General features: G+C 53.2%; 26 protein-coding genes. 11 read left to right on the top strand and 15 right to left on the bottom strand.

Translation table 11 applies throughout. The annotated features are described in order from the left end of the window. Positions 1-10: 10 nt before the first annotated feature. From V7028_RS09360 to cyoA, 5 genes are read right to left on the bottom strand one after another with little or no spacing between them, the layout of a single operon-like run. Positions 11-766, bottom strand: coding sequence for an SURF1 family protein (locus V7028_RS09360; protein ID WP_334119815.1), 756 nt, complete (start codon positions 764-766; stop codon positions 11-13). 16 nt (positions 767-782) lie between these two features. Next, positions 783-1,202 (bottom strand): cytochrome o ubiquinol oxidase subunit IV, encoded by a 420-nt coding sequence (gene cyoD, locus V7028_RS09355; protein ID WP_334119814.1) that lies wholly within the window; start codon positions 1,200-1,202, stop codon positions 783-785. Continuing rightward, positions 1,199-1,819 carry a cytochrome o ubiquinol oxidase subunit III gene (gene cyoC / locus V7028_RS09350; protein WP_334119843.1) on the bottom strand — a complete coding sequence of 207 codons (621 nt, stop codon included), beginning with the start codon at positions 1,817-1,819 and terminating at the stop codon, positions 1,199-1,201. The genes cyoD and cyoC overlap by 4 nt, the downstream gene beginning before the upstream one ends. A 7-nt stretch (positions 1,820-1,826) precedes the next feature. Continuing rightward, complete coding sequence (gene cyoB, locus V7028_RS09345; protein ID WP_334119813.1) at positions 1,827-3,830, bottom strand: cytochrome o ubiquinol oxidase subunit I; 2,004 nt, start codon at positions 3,828-3,830, stop codon at positions 1,827-1,829. Beyond that, a complete protein-coding gene (gene cyoA, locus V7028_RS09340) occupies positions 3,811-4,851 on the bottom strand; it encodes a ubiquinol oxidase subunit II (protein WP_334119812.1) in 1,041 nt (346 codons plus the stop codon). Before cyoA ends, cyoB begins: the two co-directional genes overlap by 20 nt. Positions 4,852-5,007: 156 nt before the next feature. Between cyoA and V7028_RS09335 the strand changes: the two genes are divergently transcribed. The 6 genes from V7028_RS09335 (at position 5,008) to V7028_RS09310 (ending at position 10,660) form a co-directional block, all read left to right on the top strand. Continuing rightward, a complete protein-coding gene (locus V7028_RS09335) occupies positions 5,008-6,330 on the top strand; it encodes an MFS transporter (RefSeq protein ID WP_334119811.1) in 1,323 nt (440 codons plus the stop codon). Beyond that, a complete protein-coding gene (locus tag V7028_RS09330; protein ID WP_334119810.1) occupies positions 6,327-7,352 on the top strand; it encodes an NAD(P)H-dependent flavin oxidoreductase in 1,026 nt (341 codons plus the stop codon). Before V7028_RS09335 ends, V7028_RS09330 begins: the two co-directional genes overlap by 4 nt. 71 nt (positions 7,353-7,423) lie before the next feature. Further along, positions 7,424-8,077 (top strand): DUF305 domain-containing protein, encoded by a 654-nt coding sequence (locus V7028_RS09325; RefSeq protein WP_334119809.1) that lies wholly within the window; start codon positions 7,424-7,426, stop codon positions 8,075-8,077. 19 nt (positions 8,078-8,096) lie between these two features. Next, on the top strand, positions 8,097-9,566 hold the full coding sequence (locus V7028_RS09320) for an LVIVD repeat-containing protein (protein ID WP_334119808.1): 1,470 nt from the start codon (positions 8,097-8,099) through the stop codon (positions 9,564-9,566). 2 nt (positions 9,567-9,568) lie between these two features. Further along, positions 9,569-10,345, top strand: a complete 777-nt coding sequence (locus V7028_RS09315; protein ID WP_334119807.1) for an enoyl-CoA hydratase/isomerase family protein — start codon at positions 9,569-9,571, stop codon at positions 10,343-10,345. 99 nt (positions 10,346-10,444) lie between these two features. Further along, on the top strand, positions 10,445-10,660 hold the full coding sequence (locus V7028_RS09310; RefSeq protein ID WP_334119806.1) for a hypothetical protein: 216 nt from the start codon (positions 10,445-10,447) through the stop codon (positions 10,658-10,660). Positions 10,661-10,722: 62 nt separating this feature from the next. Here the strand turns inward: V7028_RS09310 and V7028_RS09305 are convergent, their stop codons facing one another. Further along, the gene (locus V7028_RS09305; protein ID WP_334119805.1) at positions 10,723-11,538 is read right to left on the bottom strand and encodes an MBL fold metallo-hydrolase; all 816 of its coding nucleotides are present in this window, start codon (positions 11,536-11,538) and stop codon (positions 10,723-10,725) included. A gap of 68 nt (positions 11,539-11,606) precedes the next feature. Continuing rightward, positions 11,607-12,458 (bottom strand): LysR substrate-binding domain-containing protein, encoded by an 852-nt coding sequence (locus V7028_RS09300; RefSeq protein ID WP_334119804.1) that lies wholly within the window; start codon positions 12,456-12,458, stop codon positions 11,607-11,609. A 108-nt stretch (positions 12,459-12,566) separates the two neighbouring features. Here V7028_RS09300 and V7028_RS09295 point away from each other — a divergent pair, with 108 nt between their 5' ends. Further along, on the top strand, positions 12,567-13,202 hold the full coding sequence (locus V7028_RS09295; protein ID WP_334119803.1) for a LysE family translocator: 636 nt from the start codon (positions 12,567-12,569) through the stop codon (positions 13,200-13,202). 41 nt (positions 13,203-13,243) lie between these two features. After that, positions 13,244-13,873: an LON peptidase substrate-binding domain-containing protein gene (locus V7028_RS09290; RefSeq protein WP_334119802.1), complete on the top strand. Its 630-nt coding sequence runs from the start codon at positions 13,244-13,246 to the stop codon at positions 13,871-13,873. A gap of 2 nt (positions 13,874-13,875) precedes the next feature. On the opposite strand, the gene V7028_RS09285 is transcribed toward V7028_RS09290, so the two are convergent. Both V7028_RS09285 and V7028_RS09280 read right to left on the bottom strand, forming a co-directional pair. Next, complete coding sequence (locus V7028_RS09285; RefSeq protein WP_334119801.1) at positions 13,876-14,853, bottom strand: NADPH:quinone oxidoreductase family protein; 978 nt, start codon at positions 14,851-14,853, stop codon at positions 13,876-13,878. 33 nt (positions 14,854-14,886) lie between these two features. Further along, the gene (locus tag V7028_RS09280; protein ID WP_334119800.1) at positions 14,887-15,726 is read right to left on the bottom strand and encodes an SDR family NAD(P)-dependent oxidoreductase; all 840 of its coding nucleotides are present in this window, start codon (positions 15,724-15,726) and stop codon (positions 14,887-14,889) included. A 90-nt stretch (positions 15,727-15,816) separates the two neighbouring features. Between V7028_RS09280 and V7028_RS09275 the strand changes: the two genes are divergently transcribed. Further along, the gene (locus V7028_RS09275) at positions 15,817-16,905 is read left to right on the top strand and encodes a nucleotidyltransferase domain-containing protein (protein WP_334119799.1); all 1,089 of its coding nucleotides are present in this window, start codon (positions 15,817-15,819) and stop codon (positions 16,903-16,905) included. 62 nt (positions 16,906-16,967) lie between these two features. Here V7028_RS09275 and V7028_RS09270 read toward each other — a convergent pair whose 3' ends face one another. Together V7028_RS09270 and V7028_RS09265 are read right to left on the bottom strand one after the other, a co-directional pair. Continuing rightward, positions 16,968-18,212 carry a TIGR03862 family flavoprotein gene (locus V7028_RS09270; protein WP_334119798.1) on the bottom strand — a complete coding sequence of 415 codons (1,245 nt, stop codon included), beginning with the start codon at positions 18,210-18,212 and terminating at the stop codon, positions 16,968-16,970. Positions 18,213-18,224: 12 nt separating this feature from the next. Beyond that, complete coding sequence (locus V7028_RS09265; protein WP_334119797.1) at positions 18,225-18,446, bottom strand: DUF3820 family protein; 222 nt, start codon at positions 18,444-18,446, stop codon at positions 18,225-18,227. A gap of 85 nt (positions 18,447-18,531) precedes the next feature. Here V7028_RS09265 and V7028_RS09260 point away from each other — a divergent pair, with 85 nt between their 5' ends. Then, the gene (locus V7028_RS09260; RefSeq protein WP_334119796.1) at positions 18,532-19,686 is read left to right on the top strand and encodes a Fic family protein; all 1,155 of its coding nucleotides are present in this window, start codon (positions 18,532-18,534) and stop codon (positions 19,684-19,686) included. Here the strand turns inward: V7028_RS09260 and V7028_RS09255 are convergent. The 4 genes from V7028_RS09255 to V7028_RS09240 all read right to left on the bottom strand — a co-directional run bounded on the left by V7028_RS09255 (position 19,634) and on the right by V7028_RS09240 (position 24,682). Next, entirely contained in the window at positions 19,634-21,526 is a 1,893-nt protein-coding gene (locus V7028_RS09255; RefSeq protein ID WP_334119795.1) for a potassium transporter Kup, read from the bottom strand. The two genes, V7028_RS09260 and V7028_RS09255, sit on opposite strands and share 53 nt — an antisense overlap. Before the next feature lie 83 nt (positions 21,527-21,609). After that, positions 21,610-22,311, bottom strand: a complete 702-nt coding sequence (locus V7028_RS09250) for a response regulator (RefSeq protein ID WP_334119794.1) — start codon at positions 22,309-22,311, stop codon at positions 21,610-21,612. Positions 22,312-22,319: 8 nt separating this feature from the next. Beyond that, positions 22,320-23,765: a sensor histidine kinase gene (locus V7028_RS09245; RefSeq protein ID WP_334119793.1), complete on the bottom strand. Its 1,446-nt coding sequence runs from the start codon at positions 23,763-23,765 to the stop codon at positions 22,320-22,322. Continuing rightward, positions 23,762-24,682 (bottom strand): LysR family transcriptional regulator, encoded by a 921-nt coding sequence (locus V7028_RS09240; protein ID WP_334119792.1) that lies wholly within the window; start codon positions 24,680-24,682, stop codon positions 23,762-23,764. Before V7028_RS09240 ends, V7028_RS09245 begins: the two co-directional genes overlap by 4 nt. Positions 24,683-24,768: 86 nt before the next feature. Between V7028_RS09240 and V7028_RS09235 the strand changes: the two genes are divergently transcribed. Further along, the gene (locus V7028_RS09235; RefSeq protein WP_334119791.1) at positions 24,769-25,719 is read left to right on the top strand and encodes a DMT family transporter; all 951 of its coding nucleotides are present in this window, start codon (positions 24,769-24,771) and stop codon (positions 25,717-25,719) included. Positions 25,720-25,726: the final 7 nt, after the last annotated feature.

The following is a 25,726-nucleotide window of genomic DNA, read 5'->3' as shown; positions in this document are numbered from 1 at the left end:
CTGTGCCTGTTTACTTTTTATTCAACCACACGGTAATGCCCGCCACCATCAAAGCCAAAGCATACCAAGTGACGGCGTACACCAAGTGGCTGTTGTGAAACTTGATCACAGTTAATCCATCCACCGGGTAGGTTTTGGGGGTGAAACCGGTGATTTCATCGCCCAGGTTGCGCGGTGTGCCTACGTCGATAAAGTACGGTGCAGCGGGTTGCAGCCCATGGTGGGTCGACAGTGCTGCGATGTCGCGTGAATACCAGCGATTGCCTTTGGGGTCGTTTTCACGCAGAAATGCCCCCCCGGCTTCGCTGATGCGCAACAACCCACGCACCTCAAACTGCCCCTGTGTATTTTCGGCGGTCATGGGGTCGGGTTGATCAAGCGGGATATAACCGCGATTAATCCACACAATTTCCCCGCCGCCGCTACGCAGCGGGGTCATCAACCAGTGCCCTGCCCCCAGTGCCGTGTTGGCTTGTACGCGGGTGGTATACCGGGGAAGTAACTCACCCTGCACTTTTACGCTCAGGTATTCATGGGTTTCGCGGCTTACGGCAGACCATTGGGCTTGCACAGGTGCACCCACAGGCTGCGCATGCACGCGGCTTTCCACTCGGTCAATCAAATCAAGCTTGTAATCAAGCCGGTACACCTGCCAGGTGCCGAGAGCGAAAAACACAGCGAAAAAAAAGGCCGCCAGGGCAATACCCAGCAGCCTTTTCACCGAACTGCTTGCACGTACTGACTGAGGCTTTGAAACTTCATTCATCGTGCGCCGCATTCCCTTATTTCAGTTGTTGAATCGACTCGATGGCCTCGTGATTCATGCCGGGCATCATATTGGAATTCAAGTGGAACATTACCCAGATTGATCCGACCAGTGTGATGACCACCAGAATCAGGGTGAACATCAGGGCCAGCATGGTCCATCCACCTTCCGATTTGCTGTTCATGTGCAGGAAGTAAACCATGTGCACCACAATTTGAACAGCACCAAAGCCCAGAATGACCAAGGCCGTAGTGACTGAATTGTTGAACACATTGCCCATCACCAAGGCAAAGGGAACGGCCGTCAGAATGACGGACAGCACGAAACCGACTGCGTAATCGCGCATGCTGACATGCACTTCATCGCCTTCGTCATGGTGGTCGTGGTGGTCGTGGTGGTCGTGGTGGTCGTGGTGATCGTGTTGATGTGCGCTCATGGCAAAACTCCCATCAGGTAAACAAAGGTGAATACGCCGATCCAGATCACGTCCAGGAAGTGCCAGAACATGGACAGGCACATCACGCGGCGGCGGTTTTCAACAATCAGGCCGTGCTTTTTCAACTGAAACAACAACACCACCAACCAGATGGTGCCGAAGAACACGTGCAGGCCATGCGTGCCCACCAAGGCAAAGAAGGCTGTCAAAAAGCCGCTGCGCTGGGGCGTGGCACCAATGCTGATGAAGTGCCAGAATTCATACAGTTCAACGGCCAGAAACGCCACACCCAATACACCGGTGATGCCCAGCCAAACCAGGGTTCTTTTCAAATTCCGGTTTTGCGCACCTACCATGGCCACGCCATAGGTGATCGAACTGAGCAACAAAAACGCGGTGTTCAAAGCCACCAGGTTCAGGTCAAAAATTTCAGCACCGGTTGGGCCACCGGCGTAGTTGCGACCAATCACCGCATAGGTTGCAAACAGGCAAGCGAAAATCAGGCAATCGCTCATCAGGTAAATCCAGAAACCCAGTAGCGATCCGTTTTTCGGATGATGCCCCTTCACGTAGTAACGTGAACTGGTGTCAGTGGATGCATTCATGGCTGCATTCATCAATAAGTCAGACATGGGCTTGCTCCAATTGGGTACGTGCGGCTTCAGCGCGGGCCACTTCATCGGCCTTGATGTAAAAGTCGCGCTTGTAATTGAATGTGTGCGCGATCACAGCCGCCACCAAGGCAGCACTTGCACCGGCGGCCAGCCACCAGATGTGCCAGATCAAGGCAAAACCTATCACCGCACTGATGGCCGAAATAATGAAGCCGGCAGCCGTGTTCTTGGGCATGTGAATGTCGACAAAACCGCTCAATGGGCGCTTGTAGCCATTCTTCTTCATGTCAGCCCAGGCATCGGTGTCGTACACAACGGGCGTGAAAGCGAAGTTGTAGTCTGCGGGTGGGCTTGAAGTGGCCCATTCCAGCGTGCGGCCATCCCAAGGGTCGCCTGTGGTGTCGCGCAGCTTTTCACGGTCACGGAAGCTGACATAGAACTGCATGATCATGGCCGCAATGCCCACGGCAATCATGGCGGCACCCAAGGCAGCAATCTGGAACCAGATTTGCAAGGTTGGGTCTTCAAACTGGCTGACCCGGCGGGTTACGCCCATCAAGCCCAACACATACAGCGGCATGAAGGCGAAGTAGAAACCGATGACCCAGAACCAGAACGACACCTTGCCCCAGAATTCATCCAGCTTAAAGCCAACAGCTTTGGGGAACCAGAAGTTGATGCCGGCAAACAAGCCGAACAACACACCACCAATAATCACGTTGTGGAAGTGCGCAATCAGGAACAGGCTGTTGTGCAACACAAAGTCGGCAGGCGGCACTGCCAGCAGCACACCGGTCATGCCACCAATCACGAAAGTGATCATGAATGCGATGGTCCACATCATGGGCAATTCAAAGCGGATCTTGCCCTTGTACATGGTGAACAGCCAGTTGAAAATTTTCGCCCCGGTGGGGATGGAAATAATCATGGTGGTGATCCCGAAGAACGAGTTCACGCTGGCCCCACTGCCCATGGTGAAGAAGTGGTGCAACCACACCAGGTAGGAAAGGATTGTAATCACCACGGTGGCGTACACCATGGAGCTGTAACCAAACAGGCGTTTGCGGCTGAACGTGGACACAACTTCAGAGAACACGCCAAACAGCGGCAGGATCAAGATATAAACCTCGGGGTGGCCCCAGATCCAGATCAGGTTCACGTACATCATGGAGTTGCCGCCAAGATCGTTCGTGAAGAAGTTGGTGCCCAGATAACGGTCCATGGTCAACATGCCCAACACGGCGGTCAGCACAGGGAATGCGGCCACGATCAACACGTTGGTACACAGCGATGTCCATGTAAATATGGGCATTTTCATCAAGCTCATGCCTGGGGCACGCATTTTTACAATGGTCACCACCAGGTTCACACCGGAAAGCAGCGTACCCACCCCGGCAATTTGAAGCGCCCAGATGTAGTAATCAACCCCCACGTACGGGCTGCTCAGGATGCCTGACAACGGCGGGTAAGCCAGCCAGCCAGTGGTTGCAAATTCACCAATGAACAGCGAAGCCATGATCAACACCGCGCCGAATGTGGTCATCCAGAAGCTGAAGTTGTTCAGGAAAGGGAATGCCACATCGCGTGCACCGATTTGCAGGGGCACGAGGTAGTTCATCAAGCCCGTGACCAAGGGCATGGCCACGAAGAAAATCATGATCACGCCGTGGGCCGTGAAAATTTGATCGTAGTGATGCGGCGGCAAAAAACCTTCATTTCCGTTGAATGCCAGCGCCTGGTGTGCACGCATCATGATGGCGTCGGCAAAGCCGCGCAGCAACATGATCAAACCCAGCACCATGTACATGATGCCGATCTTCTTGTGATCAATGCTGGTGAACCAGTCGTTCCACAAGGTGCTCCACAGGCGGTGTTTGTGAACAAGTGCCAACACACCCAGACCACCCAGCACCACCATCACGAATGTGCCCATGATGATGGGGTCGTGGTAGGGAATTGCGTTCAAGGTAAGGCGCCCGAAAATCGGGCTTGTTTCAATTGGATACTGAGTCATAGCCATTCTTCTTTGCTGAAGTCATGATTGGGAGTGCATCGGCATTTGGAGCAATGCGGCACATGGCGTCGTTGATCAAAATTGCCAACTCATCGGCAGACAAATCGCTGCGGTTGCGCATTGAATCGGCCATCATTTGGGTGTCCATACACACCGAACCTTCCACCACACAGCGATTCACAATGGCGTGGAACAAGTCGGGCGTCACGTCTTTAAATCTCATCACAGGGTGTTTGGTGGTGGGCTGTTCAAGCTGCAAATATTCAGCACGGCCAAGTGACTTGCCGTACGATTTGTTGCGGAGCACCCAACCTTCAAATTCGTCCTCGCTTACCCCTTCGTACTTGAAGCGCATGTGGGAAAAACCTGAACCACTGTAGTTGGCCGAGAAACCTTCCCACTGCCCTTCTTCGTTGATCACCGCGTTCAGCGTGGTTTCCATGCCGGGCATCGCGTAAATTTGCCCCGCCAGCGCAGGAATGTAGAAAGAATTCATTACTGTGCTGGATGTGATCTTGAAACGAACAGGCACATTGACCGGAGTCACCAGTTCATTGACTGTGGCAATGCCCTGTTCGGGATAAATGAACAGCCACTTCCAGTCCAGCGCCACCACCTGCACTACCAGTGGTTTGTGGTCAGGCGACAACAAGGTGCTTGCATTGATTCGATCGAGCGGGCGATACGGGTCAAGCTTGTGCGTGCTGACCCAGGTCACCAGGCCAAGCACAATAATGATCAACAACGGTGCGCCCCAAATAACCAGTTCCAGTTTGGTGGAGTGGTCCCATTCAGGGTCATATTCAGCCTGCGTATTGGCTTGGCGGTATTTCCACGCAAAAAAGCAGGTTAGAAAAATGACCGGCACAATGATGATCAACATCAATACCGTGGACAACACGATCAAATCTGCCTGCTGCGACGCGATGTCGCCCGACGGATTCATCACGATGGTGTTGCACCCCGCCAGCAGGAACAGCGGCACCAGCAACAAAAGACTGCGTTTCAATGGCTTGAACATAATATCCAGCATGGTTACAAGTGAATTCCATGCTAATTTACTGACGTGGGCTGCCACTGGGCATTGGACATATTGTCCCAGTTGACAAATAACACTTTCAAGCTATTGAAAACAAAAATAATATTGGAACACGCAAAGATTCGAGGAGAACTACAAATGTCCGGCATTAGCACCATCCACGCAGAACAGGACGTGACCACACCGGGCCACCATGGCAGCAACAGCAATGTATCCCCCGGTGAAATCGCCATTGGGGTGGTCATTGGGCGCGCCTCCGAATATTTCGATTTTTTCGTGTACGCGATTGCGTCCGTGCTGGTATTTCCAACGGTATTTTTTCCGTTCGAAGACCCACTGACCGCCACACTGTATTCATTCATTGTTTTCTCGTTCGCCTTCATCGCCCGCCCCTTCGGCACGGTCGCATTGATGAAAGTGCAGCAAAAATTCGGTCGCGAAACAAAACTGACTGTGGCCCTGTTCATGCTGGGCATTTCAACCGCCGGCATGGCGTTCTTGCCCAGTTACGCAACCTTGGGCGTGGGTGCCATTGTGCTGTTGTCGATTCTGCGAATTGGTCAGGGCTTGGCCTTGGGCGGTTCATGGGACGGACTGCCATCACTGCTGGCCCTGAATGCACCAGAAAACAAGCGTGGCTGGTACGCCATGTTGGGCCAACTGGGTGCGCCCGTCGGTTTCATCATTGCCGCGGGTCTTTTTGCCTACTTGTTGTATGCCTTGTCGAGCGACGACTTTTTAACCTGGGGTTGGCGTTATCCCTTCTATGTGGCGTTTGCAATCAACGTGGTGGCTTTGTTTGCCCGCCTGCGTTTGGTGGCCACCAATGAATATGCCCGCCTGCTGGAAGAGCGTGAACTACAGCCAGTAAAAGTGGTTGAAATCATGGGTTCGCAAGGGCACAACATTTTGGTGGGTGCCTTGGCTGCTTTGGCCAGCTACGCCCTGTTCCATGTTGTCACTGTGTTCCCCCTGTCGTGGATTGCATTGAATTCCGAGCGCTCTATTCCTGAGTTTCTAATCATTCAAATGGCAGGTGCGGTACTGGCTGCCGGTTCGGTGGTGTTAAGCGGCGTGATTGCAGACCGCTTGGGCCGCCGCAACACGCTGGGCTTTTTGGCCATCATGATCGCGCTGTTCAGCTTCTTTGTTCCCCACATGATGGGTGGCGGCGATGACGGTCAAACCGCCTTCATTTTGATCGGTTTTGTGCTGCTGGGCTTGTCGTATGGCCAGGCAGCAGGTGCGGTTACGGCAAACTTCAAGGCGAAGTACCGTTACATGGGCGCTGCGTTGACAGCTGATTTGGCTTGGCTGGTGGGTGCCGGTTTTGCGCCGCTGGTGGCGCTGGGCCTAGCTGCCCACTTTGGTCTGGAATATGTCAGCCTGTACCTGCTTTCAGGTGCAGTGGGTTCACTGGCTGCGCTTAGCCTGAACCGTGCCCTGGAATTGAAAGATTGATTTTGAACACACAATACCCGCTTGTGCAGGCACCCATGGCGGGTGTGCAAACCAGCGCGCTGTGCATTGCAGTCAGCAATGCTGGTGGGCTGGGTTCCCTGCCTTGCGCCATGCTGACCCGGGATCAACTTCGGGTTGAACTACAAGCCATTGAAGCCGGTACCAGCAAACCCTACAACGTTAACTTCTTTGCACACACACCACCGGAAATAGATTCTGCGCGCAACCAGACCTGGAAAAACGCACTGGCGCCCTACTACCGCGAATTCGGTTTGAACATTGATGAATTTCCAAGCGGCCAGGGGCGTACCCCATTCAATGCGGAATCAGCCGAACTGCTTGAAGAATTCAAACCACCTTTTGTCAGTTTTCATTTTGGTTTGCCAAAACCCGACTTGCTGCAGCGCGTGAAAGCAATGGGTGCAAAAATTATTTCGTCAGCCACCACGGTAGATGAAGCGATATGGCTTGAGGCGCATGGCTGCGATTTCATCATCGCGCAAGGGCTGGAAGCTGGCGGCCACCGCGGGCATTTTCTGAACCATGATTTGGCCCTGCAAATGGGCACATTCGCCCTGCTGCCCCAAGTGGTGAAGGCTGTGAACATACCCGTGATTGCTGCAGGCGGCATTGCCGATGCACAAGGTGTGGCCGCGGCCATGGCATTGGGTGCCAGTGCCGTACAAGTGGGCACTGCTTACATGCTGGCCAATGAATGCAGCACCAGTGCCATTCACCGCCGTGCTTTGAAAAGTGACGCAGCAAGGCACACCGCACTGACCAACCTGTTCAGTGGCAGGCCTGCGCGCGGCATTGTGAACCGCATCATGCGGGAATTGGGCGCGATCTCTGAATTTCCGCCCGAGTTTCCCCTGGCCACCCCGGGCATAACGCCCTTGCGTGCCAAGGCCGAGGCACAAGGTTCGGGCGATTTTTCACCGTTGTGGGCAGGCCAAAACGCCAGCACCTGTGTTGAGGCGTCTGCCGCTGACATTACCCGCAACCTGTCGCAGGGTTTCTAAAAGCAGCACACCCTGAATCCAGCACAGCCTGCTGGAAGTAGAAGTGTTATAGACATAACACTGCACGAGACATGCAAATCCCGGGAAATCCTTTGTCACACCGCTTTTTCGCGGCTGTGTTGTTTGCCATTGGCTTGGCAATTTGCCTGACAATCGGCCTGTCGTATGCGACTGAACAATCCAGAAACACCTTGGAACCAGTTGACGCTGGCTTTACGCGCAGCATGTTGCTGCACCATGCACAGGCCATTCAGATGGCCATGGTCATGCGCACCAACACGTCACCAGAAATTCAAGCCCTTGCCCAGTCAATCGTCATGAAACAAACCCATGAAATGGGCTTGATGGAGGGTTGGCTTACCGCATGGAATTCCCCGGTGATGGTGGATGGCCCGCCCATGCGCTGGGTGGAAGAAGCAACACACGTAAAGCACCTGGATGATCAATTGTTTCAGGCCCGCTGCAAGGCCGAAGGCGGTGCCATGGCTGGCGCAGCCACCCCGCAACAATTGGAACAACTTCGACAATCAAATGGTCGTGCACAAGAAAAGTTATTTCTTGAATTAATGATTGCACACCACCAAGCGGCCCTGTCCATGGCCTGGTTTACACAACGCAATGGCCATTCAAACCTGGTGAAAGGCTTGGCGGTCAGCATGATCCGCGAGCAAGGCACTGAAATTGGCTGGATGCACATGAAATTAAAACAACTCGACAATTCCTGAACCGGAGACATTCCCAATCATGTTGAAAAAAACCATCTGCGTTTCCCTGTCGGCCTTGCTGTTGCCCACCTTGATCGCGGGCTGCCTTGGCGGATCTGAATCGGGCAGCGGCCCAAACACCAGCACCCGAACCACATCAAGTCAGGCGGTGGATGGCGTGAACATTTCCGCCACGCCACAGGGGCGATGTGGCCCCGGTTCCCGCCAGGAAACCGGCATGCAAGGCCGTGTGTCGCAGGCCGACCATGACGCTGGGCTGGCTGCTGTGGGCTTTACCTGCAACACCGAACTTGTGGGTTCGTTCTCGCCAGAAACGGTGATCGGTACTGTGGGCGGCTTCAAGGTTGAACGCTACCGCGACAAGGCAGGCCGCGATTGCGCCTACTACGACAGCACCCTGCTGTACCCCACCAACCTTCTGGACCGCGAAGCAGGCGTGAATGTGTTCGACATGAGCGACCCCACCCAGCCCGTGCGCACAGCCCGGTTGCTGACACCTGCCATGTTGTCTCCGCATGAATCGCTGGTGCTGAGCCAGGAAGGCGGTGTACTGGCCGCCGTGCTAGGCAATCCGGCTTTCGGGCCGGGTGTTGTAGACATTTACGACGTGTCTGAGGACTGCCGCACGCCGGTGTTGAAATCGTCGACACCACTGGGTGTATTTGGGCATGAAAGCGGCTTGTCGCCCGATGGAAAAACGTTCTATTCAGCATCGCCATCTACCTCCACCCTAGTGGCGCTGGACATTTCCAACCCCAGCATTCCACGCCCCTTGTGGAGCGGTCAGTATTCATCGCACGGCCTGTCGATCAGTGCGGACGGCAACCGTGCCTACGTGGCCAGCCTGGGCGACCCCTCGGGCATGATAGTGCTGGACGTTTCTGAAATTCAGGCCCGAAAGACCGACCCGCAAGTTCGAGAAATTTCCACCTTGTCCTGGGACACGGTCAGCATTCCACAAAATGCCATTCCGGTGACCATCAAAGGCAAACCCTATGTGATTGAAGTGGACGAATACGCCACAGGTGGTGGCGGGCTCATCGTGTCTGCAAACGGCCCGCTGGTGGGCGCAGCACGCGTCATCGACATTTCGGATGAATCAAAACCCACTGTTGTTTCCAACCTGCGCCTGGCGGTGCACAACCAGGCCAACCGTGAAGAAATTGCCAACGACCCCGGCGCACAAAATGCGACAGGCGGTTACGCCGGGCATTATTGCAACGTGCCCACACGCATCGACCCCACCATTGTGGCTTGCAGCATGATTTTGTCGGGCTTGCGGATTTTCGACATACGCAACCCCGAGCGCCCCGTGGAAGTGGCCTACTTCAATGCCCCGGTCAAAGACCGCATGCTAACGCAGCCTGCACCAGCCAGCAACTGGGCCATGTCCAGCCCCGCTTTCGTACCCGAACGCAAGGAAATCTGGTACACCGATGGTTACCAAGGTTTCTTTGTTGTCAAAGTCACCAACAACGCATGGAAATGAGAATGAATTTTCAGTACCTGAATCTTGAAGTGGCCCACCAAGTGGCCACAGTGACCATTAACCGCCCCGACAAAGGCAATGCACTTGCACCCGATGTGCTGGACGAAGTGACCCACATGTTCAATGCGCTGGGTGCACGGCAAGACGTGAATGTGATCGTGTTCACTGGTGGCGAACGCTACTTCTCGGCCGGTTTCGATTTGAATGAAATCCGCAAACTTGAGAAAGTAAACAACGAAGCCTACACCGCCCTGTTTCACCGCGCATACCGCGCCATTCTGTTTTGCGAGCAACCCGTTATTTGCGCCGTGGGCGGTGCGGCCATTGCAGGTGGATTTGACTTGACCATGATGTGCGACATTCGCTATGCCTCCACACGCGCCAAGTTTGGTCAACGTGAAATTGTGCTGTCACTTACCCCCATCATGGACCCGCTGTGGCGCATCATCGGCATGGGCCGCGCCAAGGAAGTAGCATTGACTGGGCGCATTTACGATGCAGCGGAAGCCGAGCGCATGGGTTATGTCAGCAAAGTGTTTCCGGAAGGCGAACTGCTGTCATCGGTTGCGCAAATTGCGCGCGACATGGCCCAGTACGACCGGGCTTGCCTGGCTGAAACCAAGCGGCTTTCCAACGTGGTGCTGAACCAGGACCTGGATATGTCCATGCGCACACAGGAATGGCTGTTCAGAAGCTACATTGGTTCAGAGGACAACCACCAGCGCATTGATGCACTGCAGGCGCAACTGGCGGCAGTGCGGAAAATGAAAGGCCAGTAAATTACTGCTTGTATAATTATCGGTTTGATGTGACCCTGAATTAGTCGGGGCTTGTTTCTATTCATAAAAATCAAGGTCAACAAGACCGGAGAAAGAGACATGAAATCAAAAAGACTGATGTTGATTGTTGGTGTAGTGGGCATTGTTGTTACTACGGCTGCCTATGCGTTTATTGGGGACGGGCACGCACCGGTCGATTTTTTTGCGGGACACACTCACGATGAAAATGGACATGCAGTAGATGCACCTGAACACAGTGGTGGCCTGGACCGAAAGGGCTGTCACAACAAGTCAGTGCCCTATCACTGCCATTAAAAACACTTAAAACAGAAAGGCCATTGAAAAAGCCCGGCCTTTTTCAATGGCCACTTTTTCAGTCAACAATACCGTTCAAACTCAACGGGATCGTGCGCGCAAAACAGCTCCACTTCATTGCCATTTTTTTTCACCAGTTCCCTTAAACGCACTTGCGTGGCTTTTCGTTCCGCAGGCAAGGTTTGTACAAGTTTCTCGAAAAAGGCCAAGCCAGCCGGCATGGGTTCAGCGTGTTTCAATGTCACTTCACTGCGATGAAAATAAGCATCGCCACAGTGCAATAACCACTTGCGGCCCTGCTTCACCGCCACGCCCACATGGCCACGCGTGTGCCCAATCAAGGGCACCATCAACAGGTCAACACCTTCAATTGGACGAATAGCTTGAAAGCCATACCAAGCCTCCACAGTTTCTGAATGGATTGTCCACCTGGGGCCATGCTCGAACTGGGCTTTTCTGAACCGAAGTGAATCGCGCAAACTGGGGTTGATTGCATGGCGATGCTCCGCTTCAAACACATGAACCGCAGCTTCGGGGAAATCGCTCAAACCACCTGCATGGTCCAAATCAAGATGCGTGGGCACAATGTGCTTTACATCGCTGGGCTTGAACCCACGCCCCTTGATCTGTTCAAGTGCGGTTTCGCTCATGTTCAGCAGGGGTGCCGTCATGACCACAAAACCCGCACCCAAACGTCTTTGGGGTTCGCGAACATCAACTGTACCAACACCGGTGTCTACAAGAATCAAGCCCTGTTGACTTTCAACCAGCAGGCAGTGGCTCACCATGTTCGCCCGTTCAAAAAAACCACCGTTGCCGTTGATCAAACGCTTGCACACCGGGCACATAGTGCCGCAATTCAGGTGGTGAATTTTCATAAAAACCCAAGTTGATCAAGAACAGGAACTGATACTGCATGGTGTGACTTACAGATTCAAGCAGGCATTCAATTGGCCAGCTCCTGCACCAGCAACTCCGCCAGGTAATCGCAAGGCGGGCGTTTTGATTTGGCACTTCGAGACAACACCACTTCAACAGGCTGAAGGGGAGGAAGCCCCTCTGCGGTTCCAAGCTGAATTAAATGCGATGGCATGCCACATTTGGCCAGTGGTGCAATCGCAAGCCCAGCATCGACCATGCTGACCAAGCCTTGAACGGCCGGGCTTTCATACGACATGCGATAGGGAATTTTGGCCTGCTGCAAAGCCTTCAATGCGTGCGCGCGTGCAGTGCTGCCCTGCCCAAATACGGCAATGGGCAACGGGCGTTCTTTCCAGATCATTTTGTTGCTGGATGAGCCCGCCCACACAAGGGGTTCCATGCGAATCAACTGACCGGGGCAACCTTTTGTACGGGTAATGCAGGCCAAATCAACTGTGTTGTCTTTGACCATCCGTGCAATTTCATGACTGGGCCGCCCCACCACCTGAATTTCAACGCGCGGGTACGTGGCAGAAAACTTGCGAAGCACGGGTGGCAACAAAGAAGATGCATAGTCGTCGGGCACGCCAATGCTGACACGTCCCTTGACTTCAGGCCGGGTTATTTCCGCGAACGCTTCATCACGCAGGGCCAACATCTGGCGGGCGTAACCCAGCAAGGTGTGGCCCTCTGCAGTCAGTTCCAGATTGCGGGTGTCACGCACAAACAAGGCCTTGCCCAGCAATGTTTCCAACCCCTTGATTTGCATGCTGACCGCCGAGGGCGAACGGTGCACCTGCATGGCACCCGCCGCAAAACTTCCGGAATCTGCAACAGCGACCAGCATGGTCAAGGAATCCAGATCAAGTTTTTTCATTTCATCAGTTTTTCTGAATAATTAATTCAGTTTAATTCGTTTTACGAAACCTTGCCAAGCATGAATAATTCGCACCACAGTTGAACAATCAAAACGAGATTGAATGAAATGCAGGACACAAGCTCACTTTATGCATTTCTGGTGGTTGGTGGTTTGTTGTCCATCACCCCCGGGCCAAACATGATTTACGTCATCTCACGTTCCATTGCGCAGGGGCGACGCGCCGGGCTGACTTCACTGGGTGGTGTCATCGTGGGTTATCTGTTCTACCTGTTTGGCGCAGCATTCGGCATTACCGCGTTCTTCAAAACCCAAGCCCATGCCGCGCAAATTCTCAGTGCCTGTGGCGCACTGTACATGGCTTGGCTGGGCTGGAATGCGGTTCGCCCCGGCGGCCGTTCACCTTTGGAAATTCGCGATCAACTGCCACAAGAAGCGGCTGGAAAATTGTTTGCCATGGGAGCCACCACCAGCTTGCTGAACCCCAAGCTGGCGTTGATATTTCTCACCCTGCTGCCGCAATTCATTGATGAAACGCAAGGCCAGGTGCTGCAGCAATCGTTGCTTTATGGTGGATTGTTAATTTCCATGTTCGCACTGGCGAACGCGTGCATGGCCATATTTTCCGGCAGCATGGCCCGGTTTCTGGCTCGCAAACCAAGCTGGCTTTTGGCGCAGCGCATGTTGATGGGACTTACCTTGCTGGCACTGAGCCTGGAGATGGCATTGAACGCCTTGGGTTGATATGCTGTAGGCACTTACCATCGTTTTACTCAAGGAAGTTGATGATGCCTGACGCGGCCACGCCCCTTTTCCCGCTCACCACAGTGTTGTATCCACAAGGTATCTTGAACCTTCAAATTTTCGAGGTACGTTACCTTGACCTGATGAAGAAATGCCTGCGCGATGGCACGCCTTTTGGTGTGGTCAGCCTGCTGGATGGAACAGAAGTGCGTCGGCCTGAAGAAAAAGTTCAGCTGGCCAAAATTGGCACACTGGTGAAAATTGACCAGCACGATTTTGTCACGCCCACATTGATGGAAATTTCCACAATCGGGACACTGCGTTTTAAATTGCAGTCGGCCACACAAGAAAAAAACGGTTTGTGGGTGGGCGAGATTCAAACCTTGCCCGCAGACCCAGTGATAGAAATTCCAGACCACCTGCAGGGCGCAGCAAATGCCTTGGCTGAATTGATTGAATCGATCGACGACAAAGGCATTTCAGAACAACAACGGCCCTTTCGCAAACCTTACCGCCTGATGGACTGTGGCTGGGTGGCCAACCGCTGGTGTGAACTGCTGCCGCTGGACAAACCCACAAAGCTTCAACTGCTGGCACTGGACAACCCCCTGCTTCGCCTGGAGTTGATTGACGACACCCTGCAAGCGCAGGGCTTGATCGGGCCACAGTAGCGTCAGGTTGAGGTGATCACCACCTTGCCCACCACTTTTCGATCAAGCAAATCTTGCAGGGCCTGCGCACCCTGCGCAAGCGGGTAGGTTTTAGACACCAATGGCTTTAACTTGCCCTGTTCAATCAGCGCAAACATTTCACCCAGGTCTTTGATGAAATCGAACAATTGGCGGCTCACAAACTCACCCCAAAACACACCCACAATCGATGCGCCTTTGAGCAAAGGCAAATTCAGTGGAATGCTTGGAATTTCGCCGTCTGCAAAACCGATCACCAAGTAACGGCCATTCCAGCCAATGCTTCGAAATGCGGGTTCGGCAAACTTGCCGCCTACCGGGTCAAAAATCACATTCGGCCCTTTGCCACCAGTCAACTCCTTCACGCGTTCACGCAAGTCTTCGCTGCTGTAATTGATCAATTCATCGGCACCATTTTCTTTGCAAATGGCCAGCTTTTCCGCAGTGGATGCAGCCGCAATTACCCTTGCGCCCAAGGCCTTCGCAATTTGAATGGCAGCCAAACCCACGCCACCCGCGGCACCCAGAACCAGCAGGGTTTCACCCGCCTTCAACTGCGCGCGGCCTTTCAGCGCATGGTAAGAAGTACCATAGGCCAAGGTGAACGAGGCCGCGGTTTCGAAGCTGATGGCAGCAGGCATGGGAATAATTTGCTTGGCCTGCACCACCACTTTTTCAGCGAACGCACCATGCGAGCAAGCGCCGATCACGCGGTCACCTACTTTCACATTCTTCACGCCTTCGCCCAGTTGCGACACCACCCCCGCAAGCTCGGCGCCTGGTGCAAACGGTAAAGCAGGCTTGAACTGGTACTTGCCTTGAATAATCAGCGCGTCCGGAAAATTCACGCCTGCCGCTTTCATGTCAACTACCACCTGGCCAGGACCTGCCTGCGGGTCGGCAGTTTCCTCGTACACCAAAGTGTCGGGCAGGCCCAAAGTTTTGCACAGCAATGCTTTCATTGTTTTGTCTCCGGTTATTTTAGGTTTTGGGTTTTATTTGGGCAGCGTGGGGTTTTGCTTCGTCAGAATTTCTTTCATGCGGGTTTCAATCACCGGGAACATGTAGTTGTGCGGAATCACGTAAAACCGCTTTTCAGCAATCGCGTTGAAAGTTTCCACAGCCATGTCATCCGCTGTTAGCTGCCCGCTGGCAATTGCCTTGCCAATGCGTTTGTTCAGTTGCGCAGTCAGGCCTTCGATTGGGTTTGTTTGCGCCACATCGTCGGGGCGATTGCGTTCAGAATTGCCAATGCCCGTGGGCACCCAGGCCGGGCACAGCAAGGAAACACCCACTGGCGATTGGGTCATTTGCAGTTCAAGGCTCAAGGTTTCACTCAACGTAACCACACCGTGTTTGCTGACGTTGTACGCCGCCATGCCAGGGTTGGAAACAAGGCCGGCCACTGAAGCCGTGTTCACGATGTGCGCTGGCCCACCTTGTGCCTGCATGCGCGGCAAGAATTCAGAAATGCCGTGCACCACACTCCACAGGTTTACCTGCAAAACCCATTCCCAATCGGCCACTGTGTGTTCCCAGGTGGTACGCGCCAAAGCCACACCTGCGTTGTTGAACAGCAAATGAACTTCATTGAATTGCTGATAAGCGGCATCGGCCAGCGCCTTGATTTCCGCTGCATGGCGTACATCGGTACGAACAGCCAACACGCGGTTGGCAGGCAAATCCAGTTGTTCGATGGCCTTGTTCAGTGCAGCTTCATCGATATCAGTCAGCACCACATTCATGCCCTGTGCCGCTGCCTGTTTGGCCAAGGCAAAGCCAATACCACTGGCCGCCCCGGTGATCACGGCTGTTTTGCCGTTGAAGTTGTTCATTAATTTTGTCTCCATGTGTTTCTGGTCTTTTTTGCTTCTTGCGAGCCAAACCAGACTAACAGAAGGAAGTGATAAAAAACTGTCTGGCACTTGCCTGAAAGAATTGATCTTCTTTACTTTTCCTTTAAAAACAATCAAAATTCCAAAAACAAAGGAAAAATTATGAAATACAAAGAGTTAGACAACAATCAAATTAGATTTTTAACTGACATTCGCCAAACTTACCAAACTTTCCTTGATGCAAAAGAAGATTTGGCACGTTTTAAAGGCTCGATGAAATGGAAAACAACCGACTCGGGCATTTACCTGATCAGAGTACTGGATAGTCGCGGAACAGAAAAATCACTCGGAAAAAAAGACACTGAAAAAGTGAAAATTTTCGAAAACTTCACCTCGGGAAAAGCCCAAGCACAAGAACGCCTGGAAACCTTGAAATCCTCACTTTCACGCATGTCAGGAATGGCCAAAGCTGCAGATTTGGGAAGATTACCTGCAATTGTAGGGAAAATTTTGCGCAAACTTGATGATGAAAAACTATTGGGCGAACACATTATGGTGGTGGGTACGCACGCCCTTTATGCCTACGAAGCTGCGGCAGGCGTACAATTTGATTCTGAAATGCTGGCCACCGCCGACGTTGATTTGCTGATCGATTCACGCAAACAACTCAAGCTGATGATTACAGACCCTGCAATTGCGGAATCTGGCATTCTTGGCCTTTTGTGCAAGGCTGATAAAACCTTCAAAAAATTACGCACTCAAACTTACACAGCAGCCAACGATCAAGGCTTTATGGTCGATCTGATCAAACCTGCGTTAAATCCGCCGTGGAAAAAAGATGCGTTACAGGAATCCTCCGAGAATGACTTAAATCCTGTGGAAGTACCCAACCTTGAATGGTTGCTCTCCTCCCAGCGATTTAGTTCTATTGTTGTAGACACATCGGGCATGCCAGCGAAAATGGTTTGCCCAGACCCAAGAGCCTTTGCAGTTCACAAAAAATGGATATCCACGCAAGCGGGGCGAGAAGCCGAAAAAAGATCGCGTGATTCATTCCAAGCGCAAGCGGTGATTGAACTGTCTACAGCCAAATTCCCCCACTTGCCATTGAGGAAATCGGAACTGAGTTATTTCCCGAACAACGTACTTGAAAACAGCACATTCAATTTTGATTTATAGGAAACAGCACACATTGGGTAACCTTAAAAGAAAGCGCCTGAAGCAGTGGTAACAAACCGGAATCAAACCCTTTCCTTCAACCAATTCACCACCCCCTGCCCCGCAGCCATACCGCTTGCAAAACAGGCTGTCAGCAAATAACCCCCGGTGGGTGCTTCCCAATCCAGCATTTCACCGGCCACAAAAGTGCCTGGTTTTCTCGTCAACATGTAGTTGCTGTTCATGCTTTCAAAACGAACGCCACCAGCGGTGCTGATCGCTTCGTCAATCGGCCGAACGCCGTGCACTGTGATGGGCAGTGCCTTGATGGTTGCAAGCAGCTTTTCACCATTCCGGAAATCTTCTTTGCTCATCACTTCATGCAACAAAGCCAACTTCACACCTGAAATTCCAAGCTTGCTTTTGAAGTAAGCCGACATGGATTGGCTGCTGCGGGCTAGCCCGGCCAGTTCATTTCGAATGCGATCAGCACTTCGCCCTGGCAACAAATCGAGCGTGAAAGTTGCACTGCCATGTGCATTCAAGCGTTGGCGAATTTCGCGAGAGAAGGCATAAACCAAACTGCCTTCCACACCATGCTGGCCAATCACCATTTCGCCTGGCCGTTCGGTTTCCCGGCCTTGTAAATCCGTGAACTGCAAAGCCACCGATTTCAAAGGTGCGCCTGCAAACTTCTCGCGCAGGTAATCGCTCCAGTTCACTTCAAACCCACAGTTCGCACTTTCAAGGGGTGCCACTTCAACGCCCTGCCCAAGTAGCCAAGGCACCCAGGCACCATCAGAACCCAACTTGGGCCAGCTTGCGCCACCGAGCGCCAACACCGTGGCGCGCGGTGAAATTTCAACATCACCTTTGGGTGTAGCAAATTGCAATTGCCCCAGATCGCCCCAACCTTGCCATTTGTGGCGCACATGCATGCGAACGCCCTTGCTACGCAAGCGGTGCAACCATGCACGCAACAACGGTGCGGCCTTCATTTCCTTGGGAAACACCCGGCCGGAAGTGCCCACGAATGTTTCAACACCGAGGGCATGCACCCATTCGCGCAACTTCTCGGGTGTCATCAAATCAAGTGTGGTTTGCAAAGCAATTTGCCTGTCCGCATAGCGGGTGCAGAAGCGGGAATAATCTTCGCTGTGGGTAATATTCAAACCGCCAATACCGGCCAGCAAAAACTTGCGCCCAAACGATGGCATGGCATCAAACACATCCACCTGCACGCCAGCATCGCTTAACACCTCGGCCGCCATCAGGCCCGCCGGGCCACCGCCAACAATGGCAACACACAAAGGGGTAGGTTCAGGCATGTGGTGCTGCGTTCAATTTGAAGTTGTATCGCGAAGTGGTTTGAGCAAGTGGCTTAAACCGTTGTGGTCAATTTCCTGCATCAAGGCCAGCAAACGACCAATTTCACCTTTCGGAAAACCTTCGCGCGCAAACCAGTTCAGGTAATTGCCGGGCAAATCAGCAAGCAACTTGCCTTGGTGTTTACCAAACGGCATTTTCATGGTCACAAGCTTTTGTAAATCGTCAGGATTCATGGGCCCAATTATAAATCATGTGCTTTGAATGGGGCTAACCCACACATCAATTGACCTTGCGGTGAATGGGCAGCATAATCACCGCATGAAATGCGGAGAAAAAACCTATATCTGGCAGCAAACCAAGTGGCCCTTCTGGACATATGACCTAAAGCGGCTGCTGCCGTTGCTCGCCTTGGTGAATCAGGCACAGGGTCGACTACAGGGGCGCATGCAGGGCCTTGGCATTCAAGCACGCGACCACGCGACATTTCAAGTACTGACAGAAGATGTCATTAAATCCAGTGAAATTGAGGGTGAAAACCTGAACGCAGACAAAGTCCGTTCTTCGCTTGCCCGCCGCCTGGGGCTGGACATTGGTGCCCTTGCACCCGCTGACCGCCATGTCGACGGGGTAGTTGACATGGTGTTGGACGCCACGCAAAACTACAACAAGCCACTCACAAAAAAGCGATTATTCAGTTGGCACGCGGCACTATTTCCAACTGGCTACAGCGGCTTGAACAAAATCAGGGTAGCCAACTGGCGAGACGATGCACACGGCGCAATGCAAGTTGTTTCAGGACCACTACACCGCCAGAAAGTACACTACCAAGCACCCCCAGCAGCTTGGGTCAACGCCGAAATGACTGACTTCCTGAACTGGTTCAAGGAAGACAAACACGACGATGCTGCGTTAAAGGCCGGGATCGCACACCTGTGGTTTGTCACCATTCACCCCTTTGATGACGGCAATGGCCGCATTGCGCGTGCCGTCAGCGATATGGCTTTGGCCCGTGCCGAAAACTCAAGCCAACGGTTTTACAGCATGTCGGCTCAAATTCAACTTGAGCGCAAAACCTATTACGACATGCTGGAAAAAACCCAAAAAGGAACACTCGACATCAGCAACTGGCTTGATTGGTTTCTCAGTTGCATGCTGAGCGCCATCGAAGGCGCGGAACACACCTTGAGGCAATTGCTTTATAAATCTGAATTCTGGCAGCGCTGGGCCGGCACACCCATGAACGAGCGGCAAATCAAATTATTGAACCGGCTACTCGACGGTTTCCAAGGCAAGCTGAGCACCAGCAAGTGGGCAAGCATTGGCAAATGTTCGGCCGACACCGCCCTGCGCGACATTCAGGAATTAATACAGCACGGCATACTTGAAAGAATATCGGCCGGGCGCAGCACCGCTTACGCTATCAAATCTGAACCCGGGTACCCAACTCCACCACGGCATTTGAAGGCAACCTGAAAAACTCCACCACGCCACCGGCGTTGCGACTCATCGCTGCAAACAATTTTTCACGCCACCGCACCATGCCTGAACCTGCAGTGGGCACCACTGTTTCACGGCTCAAAAAGTAAGTGGTTTCAAACAGTGAAATTTTCAAACCAATTTCATCGGTCAACTCAAGCGCCTTGGGAATATCGGGCGTGTTCATAAAACCATAGCGCACAGTCACTTGCCAAAAACCCCGGCTAAGCGACTTCACTTCCACACGATTCAAGTTGCCAACCCAGGGCACGCTTTCAAACACTACTGTCAAGATCACATTCGATGCATGCAACACCTGGTTGTGCTTCAAGTTGTGCAGCAAGGCCATGGGCACTTTCTCGGGGTCAGCCACCGGGTACACGGCTGTGCGGTACGCGCGGTTAATTTGGTCCACATTCAGCGTGGGCAAAAATTCGTTCAAATCAATGCCTTCTTTCTGAATGCTTTTCATCAACAACTTGCGGCCACGCCACCAAGTCGACATGACCACAAACAAGGCCAGACCCAGCAGAATTGGAAACCAGCCGCCGTCCATCAATTTAAATGCACAGCTCACCACCAGCAACACATCAATCAAGATAAAAAAGATAGTGGCACCCACCGACAACCAGGCCGGCAAACCCCAGCTGTGTCGAATTACAAAATACGTCAGCGTGGTGGTGATCAACATGGTCAAGGTAACGGCAATGCCATAAGCACCCGCCAGGTTGGACGAAGTTTTGAACATCAACACCGCCAGCAACACGCCCGCCAGCAGCAACCAGTTCACGCCAGGCATGTAAATTTGTCCAGATTCCTTGGCCGAGGTGTAGTGAATTTTCATGCGTGGCAAAAAGCCCAATTGAATGGCCTGCTTGCTCATGGAATACGCGCCGGAAATAACCGCCTGCGAAGCAATAATGGCCGCCATGGTGGCAAGGCAAAGCACGGGGATAACCCATGCATCGGGAAAAGATCGATAAAACGGATTTTCAATGGCGCTGGGGTCCGCAATCAGCAAGGCCCCCTGCCCCAAATAATTCAAGGCCAAACACGGAAACACAAGAAAGGTCCATGCCAGGCGAATCGGCTTTTTGCCAAAGTGACCCATGTCAGCGTACAACGCTTCTGCGCCGGTCAATGCCAACACAATTGCACCCAGTGCGGCAAACAGTTCCCAGCCACGGTCCAGTACAAACTGAATACCGTGAATCGGGTTCAAGGCGTGCAGAATTTGTGGTGCATCCACAATATTGGCCACACCCACCAGGCCTAGCGTGACAAACCACAACACGATGATCGGCCCGAAAAACCGGCCCACCACTGAAGTGCCATACCGTTGCACGGCAAACAAACCGACCAAAATCAATGCGCTCAGCGGAATGATGTAAGGGGTCAAGGTAGGCGTAATCAGCGTAAGCCCTTCCATGGCACCCAGCACTGAAATGGCTGGCGTAATTACACTGTCGCCGTAAAACAGCGTGGCGCCGAACACACCAACCAACAACAACGCGGTTTTCAGTTTCGGGTTTTTGCGAACCGCTTCAGATGCCAAGGCGGTCAGCGCCAAACCGCCGCCCTCACCATGGTTGTCGGCCTTCAATATCAGGATCACATACTTCAAGGTGACCACCAGCATCAAAGCCCAAAAAATGACTGAAATGGCACCAGTCAGGTTCTCGGGGTTCAATGGCACCCCCGAGTTTTCACCAAACACCTCCTTCACTGTGTACAGCGGGCTGGTACCAATGTCGCCATACACCACGCCAATGGCACCCAAGGTCAAGGTGGCAAGGCCGGCCTTGGTGGTGTTGTCTTTCACATCGGGTTTGTTCATTGTTGTAGCGCGCCTGCAGATTAAACACAGACCGGATGATGCACCGCAACATGTAAGGAAGTTATAAGGATATTTGAAAGGACTTAATCGCCAGACAACATGCGATATCCCACACCCGTTTCAGTCAAAATGAAATGCGGGTCGGCAGGATTTTTTTCAATTTTTGCGCGCAGCTGCCCCACATAAAGGCGGGTGTATTGCGTGTGTTCCAGATATTCCGGACCCCACACATCGGCCAACAATTGCCGGTGGCTTACTGCCTGCCCCGCACTTCGAACAAGGCGGGCGAGTAATTCATATTCGGTTGGCGTCAACTTCACATCGTGGCCATGCAGGGATATTTCCCGTTTCACCAAATCAATGTGCAAGCCATCGCGCTGGTAAAGCAGCGTGGCAGGCTGGGCCAGATTGCCACGGTGGCGAAGTGCAACGCGAATGCGCGCCAGCAATTCACCCACACTGAATGGCTTGACCAAATAATCATCTGCCCCAGCATCCAGTAGCTCAATTTTGCTTTCCTCCTGCGGCCGGGCTGAAATCACGATCACCGGTGCCTGGCTTGCCTTGCGCGCAAGGTCCAGAAACTCCCTGCCATCGCCATCAGGCAAACCCAGATCGAGCAAAAACAAATCAAAAACCTGCCCGGCCGATTGATTGGCCAAGAGGGCTTGCGCCTCTGAAAAACTGGCAGCGGTTGATACCGAATGTCCTTCGGTGACCAAGGTATTGCGAAGCGCCTTACCCAGCTCCCGGTCGTCTTCAATCAATAAAATTCGAATGGCCATGAATCGGCTTACTCCTGATCAGCAGGAACAGGCAAAGCAAAACTGGCCAGCAAACCCGAACCTGCCTTCGATGAAAAAACAAGCCGCCCAGCATGAATTTGCGCCACAGCCAGGCAAAGCTGCAAACCAATCCCCAAACCCCGTGAACGATCACCCTGCGCAATTTGTGCGGCGTTCATGCCCTTGCCACGATCGGTCACATCAAACAACACCTCGCCTTCACGCCGGGTCACATTCAACTCGACCGTGTGCGGCGCACCTGAATGTTTGATGGCATTGTCAATCAGATTGTCCAGCATCTGCTCCACCAACACCATATTGCAATTCAAAAGTGGCAGCCCCGCCTGAACTTTCACAGTGGGCAAATGGAGTTGCCTGCGTTGCCTTAGCCGTTGAAACACGGCAGCCACCATGTCTTCGACCGATTCAAGTTGCATGGGCACCTGCACCTGATCACCACTTAAACGCGCCAGGGTCAACGCGTTGTCGGTAAGGCGTGCCACCTGTTCCGACTCATCGCGAATCAACTCGGCGTAATGTCGAATTTCTTCCTTTGACAACTGATCAGCCTGCTCAAGAATGGCCGAAGCCGAGGTCATGATGCTGGCCAACGGTGTGCGCTGGTCGTGCGCAATCGACGTTAAAAACAAGCTGCGTGTTTTCTGGTTTTGTGCCAATTCACGGGCACTTTGCGCGCGCAACAAATTTTCCCGTCGCTCACAGGCCAAGCCCATTTGATCCAGCAGGGCCTGTACATCCCTTGCCCACGGTGCACCATCAAGATCAACATTGTCACCCAAACACAGGCACACACCGTAGGCTTTTGATTTTCCGCGCATTGGCAGATAGAGGTCATCCAGGTTTTCATAACGCCCGGTGCTTTTGCCCAAGGCCTTGTTCTCTTTCAGGCAAGCCTGAAAACCTTCAAACTGTAGCTTGTTCAGCGTGGTGCCGGCTGGCAATTCCGGCTCCTGAAAACCCAACACAACACTGCGGCAGTTCTCGGTCAGTGCGCGCACCAACTGCACAAGCTGTGGCAACAAGGTATGCGGATCTTCCACCTCACGAAGCTTTTCACTCCACTGCATCAGTTGCAAGATACGTTGCGCTTGTTGATGTTCACGTGCGGCAATCTGCTTTTGGCGGCGCAACAGGTAGGTTACCAACCACGACACGCCCATCATCGTGATCAGAAGAATACCGTGTTCACGCAAATCCACATGGAAGGTGTGAACGGGCGGCACCATTTGATAATTGAACATCAGCACAGCCATGGCACTCAACGTCAGCGACAAAGCCAAAGGCAACAACAGGGAATAAATCGACGACACCAGAATGAGCAGCACCGGTGCGTTGGCCAGGGTGATCCAGTCGTGCGGGTACATCAGAAGCAGCATCAATGCAGCCCACATGGTCACACCCAACACACCGGCAGACAACACATTCAGTTTCATTTTTTTGTCTCACCGCAATTCGCAGCCAAGTGCACCAGCAAATGTTTTGCAAACGAATTCAACGCCTCCGTTTTGCGAACGCACACCTTCAAATCGCGTTGGGCCCATGGCTCATCCAGTTCAATCACCGACACATCAGCACGCAACTTGCCCTGCTGATCAATCAAAGCACTGCGAGGCACCAAGCCAATGCCCACACCCGCTGACACCATTCTGCACACCGCCTCAAAACTTCGCACCTGAATTCGAACATCCAGGTGCTTGCCCAATGCAGCCGCGGTATTCACCGTGAAGGTGTGAATGGAAGACCCGGCATGCAACATCACAAACGGGTCGCTCAACACCTCATTGAACTTGATCCGTTTGCGGCGGGCACGCGGGTGATTCAGCGGTGCAATCAACACAAGGTGGTCAAACCGGTATGGAATCAGCTCAACGTCTGCCCCTTCCACCTCGTCAGCGACCACGCCCATGTCAATCTCGCCCCGAACAACCGCCATCACAATGTCCAGGCTGGGGTGCTCTTCCAGCGACATGCTGACCTGCGGAAAGTCTTTCAGGAATGCGGACAAATCGGCTGGCAAATACGTGTGCGTGGCATGGGTGTTGGCCCACAAGCGAACATGCCCGCGCACACCCCGCGCCAAGGGCGAAAGGTCTGCGTGCATTTGCTCCAGCTGGGCAAACACACGGCGTGCGTGGCGCATCAGCGTTTCACCGGCTGCGGTCAAGGTAACACCGCGCGCCTGGCGCGTGAACAGGGGCGTGCCCATGGCCTCTTCCAGCCCACGCAAGCGGTGGCTGGCCGACGAAGGCGCCAAATTCACCTGCTGCGCCCCATGGGTCAGGTTCCGTGCCTCGGCAATGGCGAGAAACACACGCAGATCATCAAGGTCATAGCGAGAAGGATTCGTCATTTTCGAACGCTTAGTTGCTGAAATATCAATTTTCATTGAATTCTAGCGGGTTCATCATTCGATATACAAGAATTCTCGAGCTCATCATGATTGCCGCGGCCACCCTGTACTTCAACCGAATGCCCCTTGAACGAATGGGCGTGTTGCTGGCCGTGCTGGCAGCAACCGGCTTCTCCATGAAAGCCATCTTCGTGAAGCTGGCCTACAGTGTGTCGACCATCGACCCGATCACCGCGCTTTCACTGCGTATGCTGTTTGCCTTGCCGCTGTTTTTGTGGATCGGCCGCAAGGTGTTGAAAAGTGGCCCGCCCTTAAGCCGGTCAGACTGGGGCATGCTGGTGTTGCTCGGGCTACTGGGCTACTACGGCGCCAGCATTCTCGACTTCATGGGCCTGCAATACATTTCTGCGGGCCTGGAGCGCTTGATCCTTTTCACCTACCCCACCCTCACCCTGATGATAGGCGTACTGTTCATGGGCCATGCGCTGAGAAAATCGCAAGTGGCGGCGGTGGTGTTGTCCTATATTGGAATTGGCATCGCGTTCTGGCACGACTTGTCGTTTACGGAAAACACATCAACCTTGCTGTTGGGTGCGGCCTTGGTGTTTGGCTCGGCTTTGTCATACGCCCTCTACAGTGCAGGCACAGAAGGCATGGTGCGCAAAATTGGTTCACTGCGCTTTGCCGTGCTGGCCACGCTGGTATCCACAGGTGCCACCCAATTGCACTTCGTTGCCACACAGCCCATCAGCAGCCTGGTGCAGCCTCTCCCGGTGTATGTGTATTGCGCAGCCATGGGGGTGTTTTCCACGGTGTTGCCAGTGGTGTGGCAAACAGCCGCCATTCGCATCATCGGTTCAGCCCGTACCGCCTTGATCGGCACGCTTGGACCGGTACTTAGCATTGTGTTTGCATGGGCGTTGCTGGCTGAACCCATTTCCGTGTTTCAGTTGATAGGCGCCGGGTTTGTGTTGGCTGGGGTCTACCTGGTTGGGCGAAGCAAGCAAAACCCGCAAGAAGGGTATACTGCCCGCTGACCACACC

Origin of the sequence: Limnobacter sp., from assembly GCF_036846585.1 — a bacterium.
Classification (GTDB): domain Bacteria; phylum Pseudomonadota; class Gammaproteobacteria; order Burkholderiales; family Burkholderiaceae_B; genus Limnobacter.
This window is presented reverse-complemented; position numbering and strand designations above follow the sequence as displayed.

Coding starts and splice junctions, on each gene's coding strand:
- cyoA (WP_334119812.1), bottom strand. CDS start 4,851: ATGTTCAAGCCATTGAAACGCAGTCTTTTGTTGCTGGTGCCGCTGTTC.
- V7028_RS09245 (WP_334119793.1), bottom strand. CDS start 23,765: ATGAAACTGAATGTGTTGTCTGCCGGTGTGTTGGGTGTGACCATGTGG.
- V7028_RS09325 (WP_334119809.1), top strand. CDS start 7,424: ATGCAAATCCCGGGAAATCCTTTGTCACACCGCTTTTTCGCGGCTGTG.
- V7028_RS09290 (WP_334119802.1), top strand. CDS start 13,244: ATGATGCCTGACGCGGCCACGCCCCTTTTCCCGCTCACCACAGTGTTG.
- V7028_RS09285 (WP_334119801.1), bottom strand. CDS start 14,853: ATGAAAGCATTGCTGTGCAAAACTTTGGGCCTGCCCGACACTTTGGTG.
- cyoC (WP_334119843.1), bottom strand. CDS start 1,819: ATGAATGCAGCCATGAATGCATCCACTGACACCAGTTCACGTTACTAC.
- V7028_RS09255 (WP_334119795.1), bottom strand. CDS start 21,526: ATGAACAAACCCGATGTGAAAGACAACACCACCAAGGCCGGCCTTGCC.
- V7028_RS09305 (WP_334119805.1), bottom strand. CDS start 11,538: ATGAAAATTCACCACCTGAATTGCGGCACTATGTGCCCGGTGTGCAAG.
- cyoB (WP_334119813.1), bottom strand. CDS start 3,830: ATGACTCAGTATCCAATTGAAACAAGCCCGATTTTCGGGCGCCTTACC.
- V7028_RS09235 (WP_334119791.1), top strand. CDS start 24,769: ATGATTGCCGCGGCCACCCTGTACTTCAACCGAATGCCCCTTGAACGA.
- V7028_RS09250 (WP_334119794.1), bottom strand. CDS start 22,311: ATGGCCATTCGAATTTTATTGATTGAAGACGACCGGGAGCTGGGTAAG.
- V7028_RS09260 (WP_334119796.1), top strand. CDS start 18,532: ATGAAATGCGGAGAAAAAACCTATATCTGGCAGCAAACCAAGTGGCCC.
- cyoD (WP_334119814.1), bottom strand. CDS start 1,202: ATGAGCGCACATCAACACGATCACCACGACCACCACGACCACCACGAC.
- V7028_RS09335 (WP_334119811.1), top strand. CDS start 5,008: ATGTCCGGCATTAGCACCATCCACGCAGAACAGGACGTGACCACACCG.
- V7028_RS09310 (WP_334119806.1), top strand. CDS start 10,445: ATGAAATCAAAAAGACTGATGTTGATTGTTGGTGTAGTGGGCATTGTT.
- V7028_RS09295 (WP_334119803.1), top strand. CDS start 12,567: ATGCAGGACACAAGCTCACTTTATGCATTTCTGGTGGTTGGTGGTTTG.
- V7028_RS09315 (WP_334119807.1), top strand. CDS start 9,569: ATGAATTTTCAGTACCTGAATCTTGAAGTGGCCCACCAAGTGGCCACA.
- V7028_RS09280 (WP_334119800.1), bottom strand. CDS start 15,726: ATGAACAACTTCAACGGCAAAACAGCCGTGATCACCGGGGCGGCCAGT.
- V7028_RS09265 (WP_334119797.1), bottom strand. CDS start 18,446: ATGAATCCTGACGATTTACAAAAGCTTGTGACCATGAAAATGCCGTTT.
- V7028_RS09360 (WP_334119815.1), bottom strand. CDS start 766: ATGAATGAAGTTTCAAAGCCTCAGTCAGTACGTGCAAGCAGTTCGGTG.
- V7028_RS09270 (WP_334119798.1), bottom strand. CDS start 18,212: ATGCCTGAACCTACCCCTTTGTGTGTTGCCATTGTTGGCGGTGGCCCG.
- V7028_RS09300 (WP_334119804.1), bottom strand. CDS start 12,458: ATGAAAAAACTTGATCTGGATTCCTTGACCATGCTGGTCGCTGTTGCA.
- V7028_RS09240 (WP_334119792.1), bottom strand. CDS start 24,682: ATGACGAATCCTTCTCGCTATGACCTTGATGATCTGCGTGTGTTTCTC.
- V7028_RS09320 (WP_334119808.1), top strand. CDS start 8,097: ATGTTGAAAAAAACCATCTGCGTTTCCCTGTCGGCCTTGCTGTTGCCC.